18 protein-coding genes are annotated in these 20,174 nt (G+C 70.0%); 13 read left to right on the top strand and 5 right to left on the bottom strand.

Annotated features, from left to right (window positions below):
• Nucleotides 1-3: 3 nt before the first annotated feature.
• Complete coding sequence (locus LY625_RS01890; RefSeq protein WP_233737307.1) at nt 4-2,379, bottom strand: 3-hydroxyacyl-CoA dehydrogenase/enoyl-CoA hydratase family protein; 2,376 nt, start codon at nt 2,377-2,379, stop codon at nt 4-6.
• Nucleotides 2,380-2,407: 28 nt separating this feature from the next.
• On the bottom strand, nt 2,408-3,025 hold the full coding sequence (locus tag LY625_RS01885; RefSeq protein WP_233737306.1) for a TetR family transcriptional regulator: 618 nt from the start codon (nt 3,023-3,025) through the stop codon (nt 2,408-2,410).
• A gap of 216 nt (nt 3,026-3,241) precedes the next feature.
• Between LY625_RS01885 and ndk the strand changes: the two genes are divergently transcribed.
• From ndk to guaA, 11 genes are all read left to right on the top strand, one after another.
• On the top strand, nt 3,242-3,667 hold the full coding sequence (gene ndk, locus LY625_RS01880; protein ID WP_233737305.1) for a nucleoside-diphosphate kinase: 426 nt from the start codon (nt 3,242-3,244) through the stop codon (nt 3,665-3,667).
• Between the two features lie 13 nt (nt 3,668-3,680).
• Nucleotides 3,681-4,910: a 23S rRNA (adenine(2503)-C(2))-methyltransferase RlmN gene (gene rlmN, locus LY625_RS01875; RefSeq protein ID WP_233737304.1), complete on the top strand. Its 1,230-nt coding sequence runs from the start codon at nt 3,681-3,683 to the stop codon at nt 4,908-4,910.
• Nucleotides 4,910-5,728 (top strand): type IV pilus biogenesis/stability protein PilW, encoded by an 819-nt coding sequence (gene pilW, locus LY625_RS01870; RefSeq protein WP_233737303.1) that lies wholly within the window; start codon nt 4,910-4,912, stop codon nt 5,726-5,728. Before rlmN ends, pilW begins: the two co-directional genes overlap by 1 nt.
• Before the next feature lie 2 nt (nt 5,729-5,730).
• On the top strand, nt 5,731-6,579 hold the full coding sequence (locus LY625_RS01865) for a RodZ domain-containing protein (RefSeq protein ID WP_233737302.1): 849 nt from the start codon (nt 5,731-5,733) through the stop codon (nt 6,577-6,579).
• A 107-nt stretch (nt 6,580-6,686) separates the two neighbouring features.
• The gene (locus LY625_RS01860; protein WP_233737301.1) at nt 6,687-7,322 is read left to right on the top strand and encodes a tetratricopeptide repeat protein; all 636 of its coding nucleotides are present in this window, start codon (nt 6,687-6,689) and stop codon (nt 7,320-7,322) included.
• A 2-nt stretch (nt 7,323-7,324) separates the two neighbouring features.
• Entirely contained in the window at nt 7,325-8,545 is a 1,221-nt protein-coding gene (gene bamB / locus LY625_RS01855) for an outer membrane protein assembly factor BamB (protein ID WP_233737300.1), read from the top strand.
• A gap of 1 nt (nt 8,546) precedes the next feature.
• Entirely contained in the window at nt 8,547-9,944 is a 1,398-nt protein-coding gene (gene der, locus LY625_RS01850) for a ribosome biogenesis GTPase Der (protein WP_233737299.1), read from the top strand.
• 32 nt (nt 9,945-9,976) lie between these two features.
• Nucleotides 9,977-11,101: a molybdopterin-synthase adenylyltransferase MoeB gene (moeB, locus tag LY625_RS01845; RefSeq protein ID WP_233737298.1), complete on the top strand. Its 1,125-nt coding sequence runs from the start codon at nt 9,977-9,979 to the stop codon at nt 11,099-11,101.
• 62 nt (nt 11,102-11,163) lie between these two features.
• On the top strand, nt 11,164-12,042 hold the full coding sequence (gene folD, locus LY625_RS01840; RefSeq protein ID WP_233737297.1) for a bifunctional methylenetetrahydrofolate dehydrogenase/methenyltetrahydrofolate cyclohydrolase FolD: 879 nt from the start codon (nt 11,164-11,166) through the stop codon (nt 12,040-12,042).
• Between the two features lie 88 nt (nt 12,043-12,130).
• Nucleotides 12,131-13,588, top strand: a complete 1,458-nt coding sequence (gene guaB, locus LY625_RS01835) for an IMP dehydrogenase (protein WP_233737296.1) — start codon at nt 12,131-12,133, stop codon at nt 13,586-13,588.
• Between the two features lie 3 nt (nt 13,589-13,591).
• Entirely contained in the window at nt 13,592-15,184 is a 1,593-nt protein-coding gene (guaA, locus tag LY625_RS01830) for a glutamine-hydrolyzing GMP synthase (protein ID WP_233737295.1), read from the top strand.
• Between the two features lie 21 nt (nt 15,185-15,205).
• On the opposite strand, the gene LY625_RS01825 is transcribed toward guaA, so the two are convergent.
• Nucleotides 15,206-15,997 (bottom strand): YggS family pyridoxal phosphate-dependent enzyme, encoded by a 792-nt coding sequence (locus LY625_RS01825; RefSeq protein ID WP_233737292.1) that lies wholly within the window; start codon nt 15,995-15,997, stop codon nt 15,206-15,208.
• Nucleotides 15,998-16,068: 71 nt separating this feature from the next.
• Between LY625_RS01825 and tadA the strand changes: the two genes are divergently transcribed.
• Nucleotides 16,069-16,557: a tRNA adenosine(34) deaminase TadA gene (gene tadA, locus LY625_RS01820; RefSeq protein WP_233737291.1), complete on the top strand. Its 489-nt coding sequence runs from the start codon at nt 16,069-16,071 to the stop codon at nt 16,555-16,557.
• A gap of 60 nt (nt 16,558-16,617) precedes the next feature.
• Nucleotides 16,618-17,196 (top strand): oligoribonuclease, encoded by a 579-nt coding sequence (gene orn, locus LY625_RS01815; RefSeq protein WP_233737290.1) that lies wholly within the window; start codon nt 16,618-16,620, stop codon nt 17,194-17,196.
• Between the two features lie 9 nt (nt 17,197-17,205).
• Here orn and LY625_RS01810 read toward each other — a convergent pair whose 3' ends face one another.
• The gene (locus LY625_RS01810) at nt 17,206-17,676 is read right to left on the bottom strand and encodes a DUF2721 domain-containing protein (RefSeq protein ID WP_233737289.1); all 471 of its coding nucleotides are present in this window, start codon (nt 17,674-17,676) and stop codon (nt 17,206-17,208) included.
• 31 nt (nt 17,677-17,707) lie between these two features.
• Complete coding sequence (gene ppsA, locus LY625_RS01805; RefSeq protein ID WP_233737288.1) at nt 17,708-20,086, bottom strand: phosphoenolpyruvate synthase; 2,379 nt, start codon at nt 20,084-20,086, stop codon at nt 17,708-17,710.
• Nucleotides 20,087-20,174: the final 88 nt, after the last annotated feature.

Here is a 20,174-nt window from a genome sequence, read left to right as displayed (position 1 = left end):
CTATCAGTTCCTCAGCGGCTTGCCGGTCTTGAGCATGTGGGCGATGCGTTCCTGGGTCTTGGGCATCTGCGCCAGGGCCACGAAGTGCTCGCGCTCCAGGCGCAGCAGCCATTCCTCGTCGACACGCGTGCCACGGTCGACCTGGCCACCGCACAGCACGGTGGCGATGCGGGTGGCGATCTCGTAGTCATGCGCGGAAATGAACCGCCCCTCGAGCATGTTCACCAGCATCATCTTGAAGGTCGCGATGCCGACGTCGCCGGCCACCTGGATGGCGCGGGCGGGCAGGGGCGGGCGGTAGCCGGAGGCGGCCATGGCGCGTGCCTGCACCCGGGCCACGTGCAGCAGCTCGAAGGCATTGAACACCACGGTGTCCGTGGGGCGCGCCAGGCCCAGCGCCTTGGCTTCCATGGCCGAGGTCGAGGCCTTCGCCATCGCCACGGTCTCAAACACGTTCTTGAGTTCGGCGAACACGTCGCCGCCCGCGCCCGCTCGCTCGGAGGCACGCAGCGCCAGTTCCTTGAGGCCGCCGCCGGCCGGCAGCAGGCCGACGCCGGCCTCGACCAGGCCCACGTAGCTCTCCAGGCCGAGCACGGTGTGCGCGGCATGCATCTGGAACTCGCAGCCACCGCCCAGCGCCAGGCCGCGCACCGCCGCCACCACCGGCACCAGCGAGTACTTGATCGCCATGCTGGTGCGCTGGAAGTTGGCGACCATCGCATCGAAGCCCTCGGCGTCGCCGGACTGCAGCAGGCCCAGTGCCCCGGCCAGGTCGGCACCGGCCGAGAACGGCTCGCCGGGCTGCCAGATCACCAGCCCGCCGAAGTCGCGCTCGGCGATCCGGACCGCTTCCTGCAGCCCGTCCAGCACTTGGTCGTTGACGGTGTGCATCTTGGTCTTGAAGCCGACCACGGCGATGTCGTCGCCCTCGTCGGCCCACATCCGGATGCCGTCGTTCTCGAACACGGTCCGGCCCTTCGACGCCTTCTCGCCCAGCAGGGCGTCGGGGAACCGCTGGCGCTCGTACACGGGATGGCTCGAACGCGGCACCATCGAATCGCGGCCCGGGCTGTAGCTGCCGGTGCTGGAATGGACCCCGTCGCGGCCGTCGAACACCCAGTCGGGCAGTTCGGCCGGGCTCATCGCCTCGCCGGCGACGATGTCCTCGGCGATCCACTCGGCCACCTGTTTCCAGCCGGCCGCCTGCCAGGACTCGAACGGGCCGATCGACCAGCCGTAGCCCCAGCGCATGGCCAGGTCGACGTCGCGGGCGGTCAGGGCGATGTCCTTGAGGTGGTAGGCGCTGTAGTGGAAGGTGTCGCGGAAGCAGGCCCACAGGAACTTCGCCTGCGGGTGGGTGCTGGCGCGCAGGGCGGCGAACTTCTTCGCCGGGTCGCGCTCCTTCAGCAGCGCCGCGACCGCCGGGTCCAGGTCGCTGGAGGAGGGGCGGTAGTCCTGCGCCTCCACGTCCAGCACCAGGATCTCCTTGCCCTTCTTGGTGTAGAAGCCGGCACCGGTCTTGGAGCCCAGCGCGCCCTTCTCGACCAGGCCCGCCAGCCACTTCGGCGCCTTGAAGTACTTGTGCCAGGGATCCTCGGGCAGGGTCTCGGCCATCGTGTTGATGACATGGACCATGGTGTCCAGGCCGACCACGTCGGCGGTGCGGTAGGTGGCCGACTTGGGCCTGCCGATCGCCGGCCCGGTCAACGCATCGACGGTGTCGAAGCCGAGCTTGAACTGGGCGGTGTGGTACATGGCCGCGAGCATGGAAAACACGCCGATGCGGTTGCCGATGAAGTTCGGGGTGTCCTTGGCGTAGACCACGCCCTTGCCCAGGGTGGTGGTGAGGAAGGCCTCGAGCCCCCGCAGCACGGCGTCTTCAGTGCCGCGCGCCGGGATCAGCTCGGCCAGGTGCATGTAGCGCGGCGGGTTGAAGAAATGCACGCCGCAAAAGCGCGGGCGCAGCTGCTCGGGGAGCACCTCGGCCAGCTTGTTGATGCCCAGCCCGGAGGTGTTGCTTGCCAGTACCGCGTGCGCCGGCACGTGGGGGGCGATCCTGCGATACAGGTCCTGCTTCCAGTCCATGCGCTCGGCGATCGCCTCGATCACCAGGTCGCAGTCTTCCAGCAGCTCCAGGCCGGTCTCGTAGTTGGCCGGGATGATCTTCGCCGCCAGCGACTTGTCGGCGAGCGGCGCCGGCTTGAGCTTGCCCAGCCGGGCGATCGCCTGCTCGACGACGCCGTTGGGCTTGCCCTCCTTGGCCGGCAGGTCGAACAGCACGGTGTCGACCCCGGCGTTCACCAGGTGGGCGGCGATCTGCGCGCCCATGACGCCGGCGCCCAGCACGGCCGCGCGTCGTACAAGCAGTTTCTCGGACATCTTTATAACTCCTTGAAAAAGCGGAATTTCAGCTCTTCATTCCAGCCGCGGCAAAACGGATGAGTTCGCGCGCGGCGCGTTCGCGGTGCTGCTGCTCGTTCACTCCGTGCGGGCGCTTGATCAGGCCGAAGTCGGCCATGGCATAGGTCAGCGCCCCGGCGACGAAATCCAGCCGCCAGTAAAGTTGCTCCTTGTCCAGGTGCGGCAGGCAGGCGGACATGGCGCGGGCGAACTCGCGCAGCACGTGGCCGTACTGCTCGGACAGGAACTTGCGCAGGGTGTCGTTCTTCTCGGCGTAGGCGCGGGCGATCACGCGCACGAAGGCGCCACCACCGCGCCGGTCGCCGGCGACCGCCAGTGCCGGCTCGACGAAGGCGGCGAGGATCGGTTCGAGCTGGCCCGGCTGCTCGGCGACCACCCGGCGCAGCATGTCCAGCCGGTGCGAGCTCATCTCGTCCATGCGCCGGCGGAAGACTTCGTTGACCAGGTTTTCCTTGCTGCCGAAGTGGTAGTTCACCGCGGCGATGTTCACGTCCGCGCGGCTGGTGACCTGACGCAGCGAGGTGCCGCTGAACCCGTACTGGGCGAACAGTTCCTCGGCGGCGCCGAGGATCCGGTCCTTGGTCGAGAATGGCGCGGTGGCCATGGATCCTCCGGCACGCGGCCCTGAATCAAACGATTGTTTGATGCTAGACCTCCCCTGAAGAGGCGTCAAACCCGGGTCGACCCTGTCTCCACGGCAGCGCGTATTCCGATAGAATTCCGCCAGCTTCCAAGGCTAAACCCGCGTCGAGACGCGGGTTTTTTCTGTATCCTCGGGCTCCGGAAGTCCCCGGCGGCCCGCCCACCCGGAGAACCGCACATGGCGCTCGAGCGCACCCTGTCCATCATCAAGCCCGATGCCGTCGCCAAGAACGTCATTGGCGAGATCTACACCCGTTTCGAGAAGGCCGGCCTGAAGGTCGTGGCCTCGAAGATGAAGCAGCTGTCGAAGGCCGAGGCCGAAGGCTTCTACGCCGTCCACCGCGAGCGCCCGTTCTTCGGCGCGCTGGTCGAGTTCATGATCTCCGGCCCGGTGATGATCCAGGTGCTGGAGGGCGAGGGCGCGATGGCGAAGAACCGCGAACTGATGGGCGCGACCAACCCGAAGGAAGCAGCGGCCGGCACCATCCGCGCCGACTTCGCCGACAGCATCGACGCCAACGCCGTGCACGGCTCCGACAGCGTGGAGAACGCCGCGACCGAGATCGCGTACTTCTTCCCGGCCACCGACGTCTACGCCCGCTGAGCCGACGCCTGCCATGACCGCCCCCCGCGACACCGCGATCGACATTGCCCTGCTGGACGCCGAAGGCGTGCGGCCGCAGGTTGCCGCCGCGGGGGCGGCCATCGCTCCCGCGCCCGATGCGCGAACCAACATCTTCGACCTCGACCGCACCGGGCTGGAGGACTTCTTCGAGCAGAAACTGGGCGAGAAGCGCTACCGCGCCCACCAGGTGATGAAGTGGATCCACCACCGCTACGTCACCGACTTCGACCAGATGACCGACCTGGGCAAGGCGCTGCGCGCCAAGCTGCATGAGCACGCGGTGGTGCGCGCGCCCGAGGTCCTGCTGGAGAAACCGTCCGCCGACGGCACGATCAAGTGGCTGATCGGCATGGACCCGAAGAACGCCATCGAGGCGGTCTACATCCCCGACAAGGGCCGCGGCACGCTGTGCGTGTCCAGCCAGGTGGGCTGCGCGCTCAACTGCAGCTTCTGCTCCACCGCCACCCAGGGCTTCAACCGCAACCTGACCACTTCCGAGGTGATCGGCCAGGTCTGGGTGGCCGCCCGCCAGCTGGGCAACCTGCCGCACCAGCGCCGCCGGCTCACCAACGTGGTGATGATGGGCATGGGCGAGCCGCTCATGAATTTCGACAACGTGGTGCGCGCGATGAACATCATGCGCGACGACCTGGGCTACGGCCTGGCGAACAAGCGCGTGACCCTGTCGACCTCCGGCCTGGTGCCGCAGATCGACCGGCTGGGCGAGGTATGCGATGTCTCGCTCGCGGTGTCGCTGCACGCGCCCGTCGACGAGCTGCGCACCGAACTGGTGCCGCTCAACAGGAAGTATCCGATCGAGATGCTGATGGAGGCCTGCGTGCGCTACGCGCTGCGCAAGAAGGGCGCCTCGGTCACCTTCGAATACACCCTGATGAAGGGGGTCAACGACCAGCCGCAGCACGCCCGCGAACTGGCCCGGCTGATGCGCCGCTTCGACAACGCGGTGCAGATGAAGGACGCGGCCAAGGTCAACCTGATCCCGTTCAATCCCTTCCCGGGCACCCGCTACGAGCGCTCGCCGGAGGAGGACATCCGCGCCTTCCAGAAGCTGCTGCAGGAAGCCCGGGTGCTCACCACCGTGCGCCGTACCCGCGGCGACGACATCGATGCGGCCTGCGGCCAGCTCAAGGGGCAGGTGATGGACCGCACGCGTCGCCAGTCCGAGTTCCGCAAGCGGCTGGCCGCGGGGGGCGGGACCTGATGCGGGTGGGGGAGGGGGTGGCGAGGGGGCTGCTGGCAGTGCTTGTGCTGCTGGTGCTCGCCGGTTGCAGCCGGCTGAGCTTCGTCCGCCCCGACACCAGCCGCGGCGAGTACACCCGCACCGCGCCGGAAGTGCAGTTGCGTGGCGACCGGAAGGGTGCGCTTGCGCTGCAGGTCGCACTGAGCGAGGGCCAGGAGGCGCTGCGCGCCGGCGACCTGGATACTGCCGCGAAGCTGGCACGGCAGGCGCTTGCCGACAATGACGGCTCGCCTGCCGCGCATACGCTGGCCGCCCTGGTCGCCGACCGCCGCGGCGAGTCCCGTGCGGCCGGCGCGCACTACCGGCGGGCGGTCGAACTGGCGCCGACCCGCGCCGGCATGCACAACAACTACGGCACCTGGCTGTGCGGCAACGGGCGCGAGCGGGAGTCGCTGGAGTGGTTCGAGACCGCCGCCGGGGTGCCCGGCTACGGCAACGCCGCCGGGGCGCTGGCCAACGCGGGCGAGTGTGCGCAGCGCGCCGGAATGCAGGACGAGGCGGCCCGCTACCTGGAGCGGGCGCTCCAGCGCGATCCAGCCAGCCCGGTGGCTCTGGCTGCGATGGCCGAGCGCGAATACCGGGCCGGCAACCACATGCGTGCCCGCGCGTTCGTGCAGAGGAGGCTGGACGCGGCCCCCCCCGAACCGGCTACCCTGTTGCTTGCGTCACAGATCGAGACCGCGCTGGGCGACGTCCGGGCGGCGGAGCGTTACGTTCGACAATTGCGGGAGGAGTTCCCGGGCAGCGCCCCGGACTCCGTCATGGGGAAAGGCGACTGACGATGAACCAGCCCATCGGGGAGGACATCGGGGCCGTGGGTGAAAGCTGTGGTGCCCGGCTGCGCGCGGCGCGCGAGCGGGCCGGCCTGAGCCTGGAGGACCTCTCGGACCGGCTGCACATGCCGGTGGCGTCACTGCGGGCGCTGGAAAGCGACGACTGGGCGCGCGCGGGTGCGCCGATCTTCGTGCGCGGACAGCTGCGCAGCTATGCGCGCACCCTCGCCATCGAGCTGGACCCGGCGCAGGTCGAGCGCCAGCTCGAGGGGCTGGCCCCGCCGCCGCTGGTGAGCCATTCCCACGTGCCGCGCTACCGGCGGATGTTCGAGCAGGCCACCCGGCGCGCGATGTATATCGCCATCACCGCGGTGCTGGCGGTGCCGGTCTGGTGGACCACCCGGCCACACCTGTCCAACGAGATCGACGTCCGCAGCCTGGACGTCGTGCCTGGCGCCCGGGTCGACGCGCCGCTGGACGGGCAGGAGCCGGGCGTCGTCGAGCGCACGCCGGTGCTTGCCTCGATGGGCGGCGCCCGGGCACCGGCGGCAGCGCCCGACAAGGCGCCTCCGCCACCCCCGGCGACCGCGGCGGACGGGCTGGTGCTGGCGTTTACCGGCGCCAGCTGGGTGGAAGTGTCGGCGCCCGACGGTTCGGTCATCGAGCAGGCCCTGCTGGGCGAGGGTGACATCCGCAGCTACCGCCCGGGCGAGATCGGCGAGGTGGTGCTGGGCAACGTCGCCGCGGTGGACGCCCGCAACGGGGGCCAGGCGGTCGATCTGTCGGCTTTTGCCCGCGCGAACGTGGCGCGCTTTGCGTTATCCTCTGACGGTTCGCTCCAGGCGCGCGCCGACTGATCCGGCCGCTTCCGCCGGGAGCCCCACGGCCCCTTTCCAGGGTCTACCGCAACGGCTCCCGGGCGCCCTCGCTGGCGTGGCGGCGAGCGACATCATGGCGTGCGCGCATGGCGATTGACGATCTTCTCGACGAACACGAACAGGGCGAACGCGTACGCGCGTGGCTGCGGCAGAACGGCGCCGGACTGGTGGGCGGCATCGCCCTCGGCCTGGCCGCCATCGGCGGCTGGAAATGGTGGCAGGGCCACCAGCAGCAGCAGGAACTGCTGGCGGCCGACCGCTTCCATGCCGTGGTGACGGCCATCGAATCGGGCGCGGGCGACGCGCAGGCGCAGGTCGGCGAACTCGATCCCGGGCTTTACCGCCAGCTTGCCTCGCTCGAACTTGCCGCCGCGCAGGTGGACGGCGGTGACATCGAGGCGGCGATCGCCACCCTGCGCGCGACCCGGGGCGATACCGCACTGCTGGGCGACGTGGTCGAGCGGCGCCTGGCGCGCCTGCTGATCGAGGCCGGCAAGCCGGCGGAGGCGCTGGAGCTGGTGTCCGGCGCCCCCGGGGCCGCGGCGCTGGAAATCCGCGGCGATGCCCGTTACGCCATGGGCGAGACCGCGCCTGCGCGCGAGGCCTATGCCGCGGCGCTGGAAGGTCTGGACGCGGCATCGCCGCGTCGCGGCATCATCGAACTCAAGCTCACACAGGTCGGTGGCGTGCCGGCCGCAGCAGAACCCGAGGCAAGCTCCTGATGATGAACACGGTTCCCGCATCCGCCGCCCGTCCGGGTGCGCCCCGCCTGCCGGGCCTTGCCCGCGTGGCGCTCGTTGCCTGCTGCGTGGTCGCGGTCGCCGGCTGCAGCACGGTGCGCGGCTGGTTCTCCAAGGACGACGACAAGGAGGCCGGCCCAGCGCCGCTGGTCGAATTCGCCCCCACCGCCAGCATCCAGAAGCTGTGGAGCGCCAGTGCCGGCAAGGGCGAGGGCAAGCTGGGCGTGGGCCAGGTGCCGGCGGTCGCCGACGGGCGCGTGTTCGCCGCGGCGGTGCGTGGCGGCGTCCGGGCATACGACCTGCGCAGCGGCGCGCAAGTCTGGCATTACCCCAGCGACCTGCGCCTGAGCGGCGGTCCGGGCGTGGGCGACGGGCTGGTGGTGGTCGGCGGGCTGGACGGCGAAGTGGTCGCCCTGGACGCGGCGAGCGGAGAGGAGCGCTGGAGCGCGCAGGTCGGCAACGAGGTCATTTCCGCCCCGATGATCGGACTGGGCATGGTGTTCGTGCGCTCCAACGACGGCCGCCTGACGGCGTTCGACGTGCGCAACGGCGAGCGCCGCTGGTTCTGGAACCATGACGTGCCGCCGCTGTCGGTACGCGGGAACGGGCGATCGGTGCTGGGCCCGGGCTATGTGTTCATCGGCAACGACGACGGCACCCTGGTCGCGCTCGCCGCCGGTGACGGCCGCCCGTTGTGGGAGGTTCCGGTCGGCCAGCAGGAAGGCCGCACCGAGCTGGACCGGATGGCCGATGTCGACGGCCAGCCGCTGCTGGACGGCACCGCCATCTATGCGACCAGCTTCAAGGGAACCACCATTGCCATCGACGCGCCATCCGGGCAGCCGATGTGGGCCAGCGAGAACGGCGGCCTCGGCGGACTGGCCGCCGGCGCGAGCGTGCTGGTCGCCACCGCGGGCGACGGCACCGTCTACGGGCTGGACAAGACGACCGGCAGTGCCCTGTGGCAGCAGCCGGGGCTGCTGCGGCGCGGCGTGAGCGCCCCCGCGGCGCAGGGCGAGTACGCGGTCGTCGGCGATGCCGAGGGCTACCTGCACTGGATGCGGCTGTACAACGGCGAGTTCGCCGCCCGTACCCGGCTGGGGCGCGACCCCGTCCGCGGTGCGCCGGTGGTGTCCGACGGGATCCTGGTCGTCCAGGACACCGGTGGCCGCCTTGCCGCCTACCAGCTCGGCCAGCAGCCCTGACATGCTCCCCGTCGTCGCCCTGGTCGGCCGGCCCAACGTCGGCAAGTCGACCCTGTTCAATGCGCTGACGCGCACCCGCGACGCACTGGTCCACGACCAGCCGGGCGTGACCCGCGACCGGCATTACGGCATCTGCCGCCCGGACGATGCACGGGAATTCTCGGTGGTCGACACCGGCGGCATCGGTGGCGAAGAGGAAGGCCTCGCCGGTGCCACCTCGCGCCAGGCTCGGCTGGCCGCTGCCGAGGCCGACCTGGTGCTGTTCATCACCGATGGCCGCGAAGGCGCCTCGGCGCTGGACGAGGAGATCCTGGCCTGGCTGCGGCGCAGTGCGCGCCAGATCCTGCTGGTGGTCAACAAGTCCGAGGGGCTGAACGTCCAGCAGGTGCTGGCCGAGTTCGCGCACTTCGGCCTGGCCGATGCGGTCGCGGTGTCCTCCGCGCACCGGCAGGGCATCGACGACCTGATCGACGAGATCCAGGAGCGCCTGCCGGAGGAGTCCGGCGAGCCGGAGCCCGAGGAGGATCCCGGGCGCCTGCGGATCGCCTTCATCGGCCGCCCCAACGTGGGCAAGTCGACTCTGGTCAACCGCCTGCTGGGCGAGGAGCGCATGATCGCCTCCGAGGTGCCGGGCACCACCCGCGACTCGGTGGCCATCGACATGGAGCGCGACGGGCGCCAGTACCGGCTGATCGACACCGCCGGCCTGCGCCGGCGTGCCCGGGTCGAGGAGGCGGTCGAGAAATTCTCCGTGGTCAAGACCCTGCAGGCGATCGAGCGCTGCCAGGTCGCGGTGGTCATGGTGGACGCCAGCGAGGGCGTGACCGACCAGGACGTCAGCGTGCTCAGCTACGCACTGGACGCGGGCCGCGCCCTGGTGATCGCGGTCAACAAGTGGGACGGGCTGGACGATTACCAGCGCAGCCAGGCCCAGGCGATGCTGGAGCGCAAGCTGGTGTTCGTGGACTGGGCCGAGGCAGTGCGCATCAGCGCGCTGCACGGTTCGGGACTGCGCGAGCTGTTCCTGGCCATCCACCGCGCGCACGCCTCGGCCACCCGCGAGTTCGGCACCACCGAGGTCACCAGGGCGATCGAGGTCGCGGTGCAGACGACCCCGCCTCCCGCGGTGCGCGGACACGCGCCCAAGCTGCGCTTCGCCCATCCGGCGGGCAGCAACCCACCGACCTTCATCATCCACGGCACCCGGCTGCGGATGCTGCCGGACAGCTACAAGCGCTACCTGGAGAACTTCTTCCGCAAGCGCTTCAAGCTGGTCGGGACGCCGGTGCGCTTCATGTTCAGGGAAAGCGCCAACCCCTACGAGGGCAAGCGCAACGCCCCCACCGAGCGCCAGGTCGCGCGCAAGCGGCGCCTGCTGCGGCACGTCAAGCGTCGCTAGGCGCACCGGGCCGGCCGGCGGATAATCCCGGCATGGCGATCGAAACCGTTTCCCCGTCCGAGGCACGCCGGCGGCAGCACCGCGGCGCGGTGCTGGTGGACGTGCGCGAGGCGCACGAGCGCGCCGGTGGCATGGCCGAAGGCGCGCTGGGTACCGCGCTGGATGCGCTGCTGGAGGCACCCGGTGGGGTGCTGCCCGACCGGGATGCCGAGGTCCTGCTGATCTGCGAGGGTGGCAAGCGCTCGCTGGCGTGCGCGTCCCGCTTGCTGGAGGCCGGGTATCGGCGCGTCGCCTCGGTCGAGGGTGGCACCCGGGCCTGGGCGGCCGGGGACCTGCCGCTGGCGTACCCGGCGGGCGACCCGGACTTCCACGACCGCTATTCGCGCCACCTGCGCCTGCCGGAGGTCGGCGAGGCGGGCCAGCGCCGGCTGCTCGACTCGCGGGTGGCGATTGTCGGTGCCGGCGGGCTCGGCTCGCCCGCGGCCTACTATCTGGCCGCCGCGGGAGTCGGCACGCTGGCGATCGCCGACGACGACGTGGTCGAGCGCAGCAACCTGCAGCGGCAGATCCTGCACACCGATGAACGGATCGGCGTGCCCAAGGTCGACTCCGCGCGCCAGGCACTGCTGGCCCTCAACCCGGGGTTGCGGGTGGAGGCGCTGCGCGAGCGCATCACCTCGGCGAACGTGGAACATTTCCTGGAAGGCGCCGACGTGGTCGTCGATGGCGGCGACAACCTGCCGATGCGCTACCTGCTCAACGATGCCTGCGTGAAGCTGGGCAAGCCCCTGGTCTATGGCGCGATCGACCGTTTCAACGGCCAGGCCAGCGTGTTCGATGCCGGCCGCCACCGCGGCGTGCTGCCTTGCTACCGCTGCCTGTTCCCCGAGCCGCCGCCGCCGGAGTTCGCCCCGAACTGCAGCGACAACGGGGTACTCGGCGTGCTGCCCGGGGTCATCGGGCTGCTGCAGGCCACCGAGGCGGTCAAGCTGCTGCTCGGGCTGGGCGAACCGCTCGCCGGGAGGCTGCTGCGCTTCGACGCGCTGGCCATGCGTTTCCGCGAGACCCGGGTGCCGGCCGATCCCGGCTGCCCGGTGTGCGCCCCCGGGCGCACGTTCCCCGGCTACATCGACTACGAGCAGTTCTGCGCCGGCTGAACAGGTCACCGGCCGGGTGATGCGATAATCCGCCGCCCCCCGCCTCCGCATCCGGTTTTTGAATGAGCGAACACAAGGCCCGCATCCTCGATGGCAAGCAGATCGCCGGGCAGCTGCTCGAGCAGCTGAAGGCACGGGTCGATGATCGGCTGGCCCGTGGGCTGCCGGCCCCGGGGCTCGCGGTGGTGCTGGTGGGCGGGGACCCGGCCTCGGCGGTCTACGTGCGCAACAAGCGCACGGCGGCGGAGAAGGTCGGGATCCGGGCGCTGGACTACAACCTGCCGGCCAACACCACCGACGCGGAACTGCTGGAACTGGTCGACCGGCTCAACGCCGATCCCGGCGTGCACGGCATCCTGGTCCAACTGCCCCTGCCGGACCGCCGGGACGCCAGCGCGCTGATCCACCGCATCGATCCGCGCAAGGACGTGGACGGCTTCCACCCGCAGAACGTCGGCCACCTGGCGCTGCGCCAGTTCGGCCTGCGGCCGTGCACCCCGCGCGGGGTCACCACGCTGCTGGCCTGGACCGACCGGCCGGTCCGCGGCGCACGGGCCACCATCGTCGGGGTGTCCAACCACGTCGGCCGGCCGATGGCACTGGAACTGCTGATCGCCGGCTGCACGGTCACCTGCTGCCACCGTTTCACCCGCCGCGAGGACCTGGAGGCGGCGGTCCGCAACGCAGAGATCCTGGTCGTGGCGGCCGGGGTGCCGGGTCTGGTGCCCGGCGAGTGGGTGCGCGAGGGCGCGGTGGTCATCGACGTGGGGATCAACCGGCGCGACGACGGCCGGCTGGTCGGGGACGTGGACTTCGAGGAGGCGGCGCGCCGCGCCAGCTGGATCACCCCGGTCCCCGGCGGGGTCGGGCCGATGACGGTCGCGACCCTGATGCAGAACACCCTGGACGCCGCCGAAGCGGCCGAGGCCGGGGAGCACTGAACCGGCGACCCGGGCGTGCGGCGCACGGGTCCGCCACAAGCGCAACGACGCGATACAATGAGCGGCTTCATCCCCCCGGGCCGCCACCATGCTGCGCATCCAGGCCGAAGCGCTCACCTTCGACGACGTTTCCCTCATCCCGGCGCATTCCACCGTCCTGCCCAAGGACGTCTCGCTGGAAACCCGCGTCACCCGCGACCTGAAGATCCGCCTGCCGTTCCTGTCGGCGGCCATGGACACGGTCAGCGAGGCCCGGCTGGCGATCGCCATGGCCCAGCTCGGCGGGCTGAGCATCATCCACAAGAGCATGTCGGTCGAGGCGCAGGCCGCGCAGGTCGCGCTGGTCAAGGGCTTCGAGGCCGGTGTCATCAAGTCGCCCTTCACCGTCGGGCCGGATGCGACCATCGGCGAGGTGCTCAAGCTCACCCGCGAGCGCAACATCTCCGGGGTGCCGGTGGTGGACGGCGACCAGCTGCTTGGCATCGTCACCAGCCGCGACATGCGCTTCGAGAAGAAGCTCGACGATCCGGTGCGCCACGTGATGACCCGCAAGGACCGGCTGGTCACGGTGAGGGAGGGCGCCTCCGACGACGAGGTCATGGCGCTGCTGCACCGCCATCGGATCGAAAAGGTCCTGGTGGTCAACGACGACTTCCAGCTCAAGGGCCTGATCACCGTCAAGGACATCCAGAAGAAGACCGACAACCCCAACGCCGCCTATGACAGCAGCGAGCGCCTGCTGGCCGGGGCCGCGGTCGGCGTCGGCGGCGACACCGAGGCGCGGGTGGAGGCGCTGGTCGCCGCCGGGGTCGACGTGGTGGTGGTCGACACCGCCCATGGCCATTCCCAGGGCGTGATCGACCGCGTCGCCTGGGTCAAGAAGAATTTCCCGCAGGTGCAGGTGGTCGGCGGCAACATCGTCACCGGCGAGGCCGCGCTGGCGCTGATGGATGCCGGCGCGGACGCGGTCAAGGTCGGTATCGGGCCGGGCTCGATCTGCACCACCCGCATCGTCGCCGGCGTGGGCGTGCCGCAGATCACCGCGGTGGACATGGTCGCCGAGGCGCTGCAGGACCGCATTCCGCTGATCGCCGACGGCGGCATCCGCTATTCGGGCGACATCGGCAAGGCGCTGTCCGCCGGCGCCTCCTCGGTGATGATCGGTGGGCTGTTCGCCGGCACCGAGGAATCCCCCGGCGAGAGCGAGCTGTTCCAAGGGCGCCATTACAAGAGCTACCGCGGCATGGGCAGCCTGGCGGCGATGGAGAAGGGGTCGAAGGACCGTTACTTCCAGGACACCGCCGACGCCGACAAGCTGGTGCCGGAGGGCATCGAAGGCCGGGTCCCGTACCGCGGCCCGCTGCGCAACATCGTCCACCAGCTCGCCGGGGGCCTGCGCTCGACCATGGGCTACGTCGGCTGCGCCACCATCGAGGCGATGCGCCGCGAGCCGGTCATGGTCCGGGTGACCAGTGCCGGTTCCCGCGAGAGCCACGTGCACGACGTGCAGATCACCCGCGAGCCGCCGAACTACCAGGTCCGCTGACCCATGCCAGACTCCACGCGCGACGCCGTCCGTGACATCCACGGCGACAAGATCCTGATCCTCGATTTCGGGGCCCAGTACACCCAGCTCATTGCCCGCCGCATCCGCGAGCTGGGCGTGTTCTGCGAGGTCTGGGCCTGGGACCACGACCCGGACGAGATCGCCGCCTACGGCGCGAAGGGCATCATCCTGTCCGGCGGGCCCGAGTCGACCACCGTCGAGGGCTGCCCGCGGGCGCCGCAGGCGGTGTTCGACTCCGGGCTGCCGCTGCTGGGCATCTGCTACGGCATGCAGACCATGGCCAAGCAGCTGGGCGGGGCGACCGAGTCCGCCGACCAGCGCGAGTACGGCCATGCACAGGTCTCGCTGGTGGCGCAGGACCGGCTGTTCGAGGGCCTGAAGGACCACCCGGGCTCGCCGCCGCGGCTGGACGTGTGGATGAGCCACGGCGACCACGTCTCGCAGGCACCGCCCGGCTTCGTCGTCACCGCGCGCACCGACCGGGTTCCGGTGGCGGCCTTCGCCAATGACGGGAAGCGCTGGTACGGCGTGCAGTTCCACCCCGAGGTGACCCATACGAAGCAGGGCAACGCGCTGCTGGAGCGCTTCGTCACCGGGATCTGCGGCTGCCGCCAGCTGTGGACGCCGGCCAACATCATCCAGGACCAGATCGCCCGCGTGCGCGAGCAGGTCGGCGGCGATCACGTGGTGCTCGCCCTGTCGGGCGGGGTCGACTCCTCGGTGGTCGCCGCGCTGCTGCACAAGGCGATCGGCGACCAGCTGACCTGCGTCTTCGTCGATACCGGCCTGATGCGCTGGCAGGAGGGCGACCAGGTCATGGCGACATTCGCCGAGCACCTGGGCGTGAACGTGATCCGGGTCGATGCCGCCGACCGCTACTTCGAGGCGCTGGAAGGCATCGGCGACCCGGAGGCCAAGCGCAAGGTCATCGGCAACCTGTTCGTGGAGATCTTCGACGAGGAGGCCGGCCGGCTCACCAATGCCCGCTGGCTGGCGCAGGGCACGATCTATCCGGACGTCATCGAATCGGCCGGCGCAGGCACCGGCAAGTCGCACGTCATCAAGAGCCACCACAACGTGGGCGGCCTGCCGGAGAAGATGAACCTCAAGCTGATCGAACCGCTGCGCGAGCTGTTCAAGGACGAGGTCCGGCGGCTCGGGGTCGAGCTGGGCCTGCCGCCCTCGATGGTCTACCGCCACCCGTTCCCGGGGCCGGGCCTGGGGGTACGCATCCTCGGCGAGGTGAAGCGCGAATACGCCGAACTGCTGGCCCGCGCCGACCACATCTTCATCGACGAGCTGCGCAAGGCGGACCTGTACGACAAGACCAGCCAGGCCTTCGCGGTGTTCCTGCCGGTGAAGTCGGTGGGGGTTGTGGGTGACGCACGGGCCTACGAGTGGGTGATCGCCCTGCGCGCGGTGGAAACCGTCGACTTCATGACCGCGCACTGGGCGCACCTGCCGTACGATTTCCTCGGGCGCGTGTCACACCGGATAATCAACGAGTTGCGCGGCATTTCACGCGTGGTCTATGACATCAGCGGAAAGCCCCCCGCCACCATCGAGTGGGAGTGACTGCCGGCAACCACGGTAGGGTCACCGTCCCGGTGGCCAATACCTGCTGTCCGGCGTCGTCCGCGGCCCGAAGATCGCCTGGCCCACGCGCACGACCGTCGCGCCCTCGATGATCGCCAGCTCGAAATCGCCCGACATGCCCATCGACAGCTCGTCCAGGGCGATCCCGTCGGGGGCGTCCTGGCGCAGGCGCCCGCGCAACTCGCGCAACCGCACGAAGCAGGGTCGCACGCGGTCGGGATCGGGCGAGAACACTGCCAGCGTCATCAGTCCCCGCACCCGCAGGGCCGGGTAGGCCGGCAACTTGCGGATGAACGGCGCGACCTCGTCGGGCGCCAGGCCGAACTTGCTGTCCTCGCCGGAGGTGTTCACCTGCACCAGCACGTCCAAGCCGCGCCCTTCGGCCTGCAGCCGGCGGTCGAGCACCTCGGCGACCCGCAGGCTGTCGAGCGCCTGGAACTCGTCGGCGAAGCGCGCCACCACCTTCGCCTTGTTGGTCTGCAGGTGGCCGATCACCGACCAGCGCAGGCCGGCCAGGTCGGCCATGGCCTCGGCCTTGTGCGCCGCCTCCTGCACCTTGTTCTCGCCGAAATCGCGAACGCCGGCCTCGTAGGCCAGGCGCAGCCGCGCCTCGTCCACGGTCTTGCTGACCGGCAGCAGGCGCACGCTGGCCGGCTCGCGGCCGGCACGCGCGCAGGCCGCGGCGATACGGGTGCGGACCGAGTCGAGGTTGTGGCGGAAGTCGGCGACGGTGGCGGCGCGGGCGGCCGCGGTGCCGGTGCCGTGGAGGGCGGGGAGGGGAGTCTCGGGCATGGGGCGATTGTACGGGGGCGGTGTACGTGGGCGGTACGGTATCCTGCGCGGCCCGCAGGTACGCGACCGCCATGACCCCGATTGCAGACCGCGATGAACGCTGGATGCGCCACGCCCTGGCGCTGGCGGCGCGGGGCGCGCGCGAGGACGACGAGATTCCGGTCGGGGCGGTGCTGGTGTCCGCCGCCGGACAGGTGCTCGGCGAGGGCTGGAACCGCAACATCACCGAGCATGACCCGACCGCCCATGCGGAGATCGTGGCGATGCGGCAGGCCGGCTTCCGCCTGGGCAACCACCGGCTCACCGGCTGCACGCTGTACGTCACCCTGGAGCCGTGCGCGATGTGCGCGATGGCGATGGTCCACGCGCGGCTCGCCCGGGTGGTGTTCGGGGCGCACGATCCCAAGACCGGGGCGGCAGGCAGCGTGTTCGACCTGCTCGGCGATCCGCGGCACAACCATCGGGTGGAGGTCCAGGGAGGGGTGCTCGGCACGGAAGCCGGCGAGCGCCTGCGTACCTGGTTCCGCGCACGCCGGACCGGACCGAAGGAACGCCGTTGACGGCCGCCGCGGATGGGACCTGCGCGTATCATGCAGGCACCTTCCACGGACACGAGCCGAATGACCGACAGCCGCGCAAGCACCGACAACCTGATCTGGATCGACCTGGAGATGACCGGGCTCGACACCACGGCCGACGAGATCATCGAAATCGCCACGGTGGTGACCGACAGGAACCTGAAGGTGCTGGCCGAAGGCCCTGAGCTGGCGATCTCGCAGCCGCTGGTCCGGCTGGAGGCCATGGACGACTGGAACCGCAACCAGCACCGCATGTCCGGGCTGTGGATGCGGGTACTCGAGTCGCAGGTCACCGTCGAGCAGGCCCAGGCGCGCACCCTGGAGTTCCTGCGACGCTGGGTGCCGGCGGGTGTATCGCCGATGTGCGGCAACTCGATCTGCCAGGACCGCCGGTTCCTGCATCGCCTGATGCCGGAGCTGGAAGCCCATTTCCATTACCGGAACCTGGATGTCAGCACGATCAAGGAACTGGCGCGACGCTGGGCGCCTGACATCCTGGCCGGGGTGGGCAAGAAGGCCGCCCACACCGCCATGAGCGACGTGCACGACTCGATCGACGAGCTGCGCCACTACCGCTTCTTCATGGGCCGCTTGGGCGGCATCGACGAGACCGCCCGGTAGAGCTCCCCGTCAGGGCTGGTTCGGGTCCAGCGCCAGTTCGTTCTCCAGCTCCCGGTTGAGCGTCTGCACCCCCAGGCGCGCCTCGTGCCCCAGGCACAGCGAGGCGGCGAAGACCAGCAGCACGCCGACCACCGCCAGCACGGTGGGCAGCCAATGCATCGCGTTGTCGAGCACCGCCGCATCCACGGCGATGGCGATGCTGGTGCCCACGAAAGCGCTCAGCGCGCCGTAGAGCAACCGCAACGCGGCCAGCACCAGGTAGGAGCGGCGCTGGTGGATCAGGATCCGGGCCTCGAGCTCGGGTCGCGCTTGGTCGTGGGTCTCGTGCAGGCGCTGGATCTCGATGCGCAGGCGGTCGACCACCCGGCCGAGGCGGTTGTTCGATGAGATCAGCAGAGAGCCCACGGCGGTCAGGAAGAACGCCGGGGTGATCATCGCCGCGATGACGGCGTACGAGTCGGGGACGGGCAAGGAGTCCATGGGCCCTCGGATGACGCCGGTGCGGCGGAGCTCAGGCCCCGCCGGCTTTCGCCTTGGCCAGCCGCAGCCAGGTGTCGACGACGGTGTCGGGGTTGAGCGAAACCGACTCGATGCCCTGTTCCATCAGCCACTGCGCCAGGTCCGGATGGTCACTGGGGCCCTGGCCGCAGATACCGACGTACTTGCCCTTGGCGCGGGCGGTCTGGATGGCCATCGACAGCAGCTTCTTGACCGCCGGGTCTCGCTCGTCGAACAGCTTGGCGACGATGCCGGAGTCGCGGTCCAGGCCCAGGGTGAGCTGGGTCAGGTCGTTGGAGCCGATCGAGAAACCGTCAAAGATCTCCAGGAACTCCTCGGCCAGCAGGGCGTTGGAGGGGACTTCGCACATCATGATGATCTTCAGGCCGTCCTTGCCCTGTTCCAGGCCGTTGGCGCGCAGCACCTCGACCACCTTGCGGCCCTCGTCCAGGGTGCGCACGAACGGGATCATCACCCAGACGTTGGCCAGGCCCATCTCGCCGCGCACCCGGCGCACGGCCTGGCACTCCAGCGCGAAGGCCTCGGCGAAGCTCGGGTCGACGTAGCGGCTGGCGCCGCGGAACCCGATCATCGGGTTCTCCTCGTGCGGCTCGTAGCGGCTGCCGCCGATGAGGTTGGCGTACTCGTTGGACTTGAAGTCCGACATGCGCACGATCACCGGGTTCGGGTTGACCGAGGCGGCGATGGTGGCGATGCCCTCGGCCAGGCGGCCGACGTAGAACTCCACCGGGTCGGCGTAGCCGGCGGTCTTGCGCCTGATCTGCAGCTGCACCTCCGGGTCCTGGCGGTCGAACTCCAGCAGTGCCTTGGGATGCACGCCGATGTGGCTGGCGATGATCATCTCCAGCCGCGCCAGGCCGACGCCGGCGTTGGGCAGCATGGCGAAGTCGAAGGCGCGCTCGGGGTTGGCGACATTCATCATCACCTTCAGCGGCGCCGGCGGCATGTGTTCAAGATCGGCGGTGGTGCGCTCGAAGGGCAGGGCGCCCTCGTAGATGAAACCGGTATCGCCCTCGGAACAGCTCACGGTGACCGGCTGGCCGTCCTGGATCGTGTCCAGCGCATTGCCGGTGCCGACCACGGCCGGAACGCCCAGTTCGCGGGCGATGATCGCCGCATGGCAGGTGCGCCCGCCGCGGTTGGTGACGATGGCGGCGGCGCGCTTCATCACCGGCTCCCAGTCCGGGTCGGTCATGTCGGCGACCAGCACGTCGCCGGGCTGCACGCGCTCCATGTCCGCCAGCGAACGCACCACGCGGGCGACGCCGCTGCCGATCTTCTGGCCGATCGCACGGCCCTCGCAGACCACCGGGCCACGCTCGCCGAGGTGGAAGCGTTCGATCTGGGTGGCCCTGGTCCGCGACTTCACGGTTTCGGGGCGCGCCTGGACGATGAACAGCTTGCCGGACACGCCGTCCTTCGCCCACTCCACGTCCATCGGGCGGCCGTAGTGCTCCTCGATGACGAGCGCCTGCTTCGCCAGTTCCTGGACGTCCTCGTCGGAGACCGAGAACTTTCCGCGCAGCTCCGCCGGGGTGTCCTCGGTGCGCACGCGCTCGCCGGGCACGTCGGAATAGACCATGCGCAGCTGCTTGGCGCCGATCGAACGGCGCAGGATGGCCTTCCTGCCCTCGCGCAGGGTCGGCTTGTAGACGTAGAACTCGTCGGGGTTGACCGCGCCCTGGACCACCATCTCGCCCAGCCCGTAGCTCGAGGTGATGAACACCACGTCGCGGAAGCCGGACTCGGTGTCCAGGGTGAACAGCACGCCCGAGGCGCCCACGTCCGAGCGCACCATCAGCTGCACGCCGGCGGACAGGAACACGTCCTCGTGCTTGAAGCCGTGGTGGACGCGGTAGGCGATCGCACGGTCGTTGTAGAGGCTGGCGAAGACTTCCTTGACCTTGAGGACGACGTCGTCCTCCCCGGTGACGTTGAGGAAGGTTTCCTGCTGGCCGGCGAAGGAGGCGTCGGGCAGGTCCTCGGCGGTGGCCGAGGAGCGCACCGCCACGGCGACATCGCCACCGCCGTTTTCACCCGCGAGGCGACGGTAGGACTCGCGGATCTCCCGGTCCAGTTCGGGTTGCAGCGGCGCGTCGATGACCCAGCCGCGGATCTCCGCCCCGGCCCGGGTCAGCGCGCCGACATCCTCCACGTCCAGCGATGCCAGACGGTCGAAGATCCGCTGGTGCAGGTCGTTGTGGGCGATGAAGTCCTGGAACGCCTCCGAGGTTGTCGCAAAACCGCCTGGGACCGAAACACCGAGCCCCGCCAGGTTGCCGATCATCTCGCCGAGCGAGGAATTCTTGCCGCCGACGCGGGCAAGGTCGTTCAAGCGCAGCTCGTGCAGCCACAGGATGTTCTGCTTCAAGACGGTGTCTCCGGGGTGCCAGGTGCCGGGCAGGGCGGCCAAACCGCTATGATCGCCGCTGCGCCGGGGGCACACAAGCTTGATCCGG

This window comes from Lysobacter sp. GX 14042 (assembly GCF_021390425.1).
Classification (GTDB): Bacteria; Pseudomonadota; Gammaproteobacteria; order Xanthomonadales; family Xanthomonadaceae; genus Novilysobacter.
The sequence above is the reverse complement of the archived record's forward strand: the minus strand, read 5'-3'. Positions and strand labels throughout refer to the sequence as shown.

Excerpts from the sequence above, each read along its gene's own strand:
- LY625_RS01810 (WP_233737289.1), bottom strand. The coding sequence starts at position 17,676 with ATGGACTCCTTGCCCGTCCCCGACTCGTACGCCGTCATCGCGGCGATG.
- LY625_RS01865 (WP_233737302.1), top strand. The coding sequence starts at position 5,731 with ATGAACCAGCCCATCGGGGAGGACATCGGGGCCGTGGGTGAAAGCTGT.
- LY625_RS01825 (WP_233737292.1), bottom strand. The coding sequence starts at position 15,997 with ATGCCCGAGACTCCCCTCCCCGCCCTCCACGGCACCGGCACCGCGGCC.
- tadA (WP_233737291.1), top strand. The coding sequence starts at position 16,069 with ATGACCCCGATTGCAGACCGCGATGAACGCTGGATGCGCCACGCCCTG.
- moeB (WP_233737298.1), top strand. The coding sequence starts at position 9,977 with ATGGCGATCGAAACCGTTTCCCCGTCCGAGGCACGCCGGCGGCAGCAC.
- guaA (WP_233737295.1), top strand. The coding sequence starts at position 13,592 with ATGCCAGACTCCACGCGCGACGCCGTCCGTGACATCCACGGCGACAAG.
- LY625_RS01860 (WP_233737301.1), top strand. The coding sequence starts at position 6,687 with ATGGCGATTGACGATCTTCTCGACGAACACGAACAGGGCGAACGCGTA.
- rlmN (WP_233737304.1), top strand. The coding sequence starts at position 3,681 with ATGACCGCCCCCCGCGACACCGCGATCGACATTGCCCTGCTGGACGCC.
- orn (WP_233737290.1), top strand. The coding sequence starts at position 16,618 with ATGACCGACAGCCGCGCAAGCACCGACAACCTGATCTGGATCGACCTG.
- LY625_RS01885 (WP_233737306.1), bottom strand. The coding sequence starts at position 3,025 with ATGGCCACCGCGCCATTCTCGACCAAGGACCGGATCCTCGGCGCCGCC.
- folD (WP_233737297.1), top strand. The coding sequence starts at position 11,164 with ATGAGCGAACACAAGGCCCGCATCCTCGATGGCAAGCAGATCGCCGGG.
- ndk (WP_233737305.1), top strand. The coding sequence starts at position 3,242 with ATGGCGCTCGAGCGCACCCTGTCCATCATCAAGCCCGATGCCGTCGCC.
- guaB (WP_233737296.1), top strand. The coding sequence starts at position 12,131 with ATGCTGCGCATCCAGGCCGAAGCGCTCACCTTCGACGACGTTTCCCTC.
- der (WP_233737299.1), top strand. The coding sequence starts at position 8,547 with ATGCTCCCCGTCGTCGCCCTGGTCGGCCGGCCCAACGTCGGCAAGTCG.
- pilW (WP_233737303.1), top strand. The coding sequence starts at position 4,910 with ATGCGGGTGGGGGAGGGGGTGGCGAGGGGGCTGCTGGCAGTGCTTGTG.
- LY625_RS01890 (WP_233737307.1), bottom strand. The coding sequence starts at position 2,379 with ATGTCCGAGAAACTGCTTGTACGACGCGCGGCCGTGCTGGGCGCCGGC.
- bamB (WP_233737300.1), top strand. The coding sequence starts at position 7,325 with ATGAACACGGTTCCCGCATCCGCCGCCCGTCCGGGTGCGCCCCGCCTG.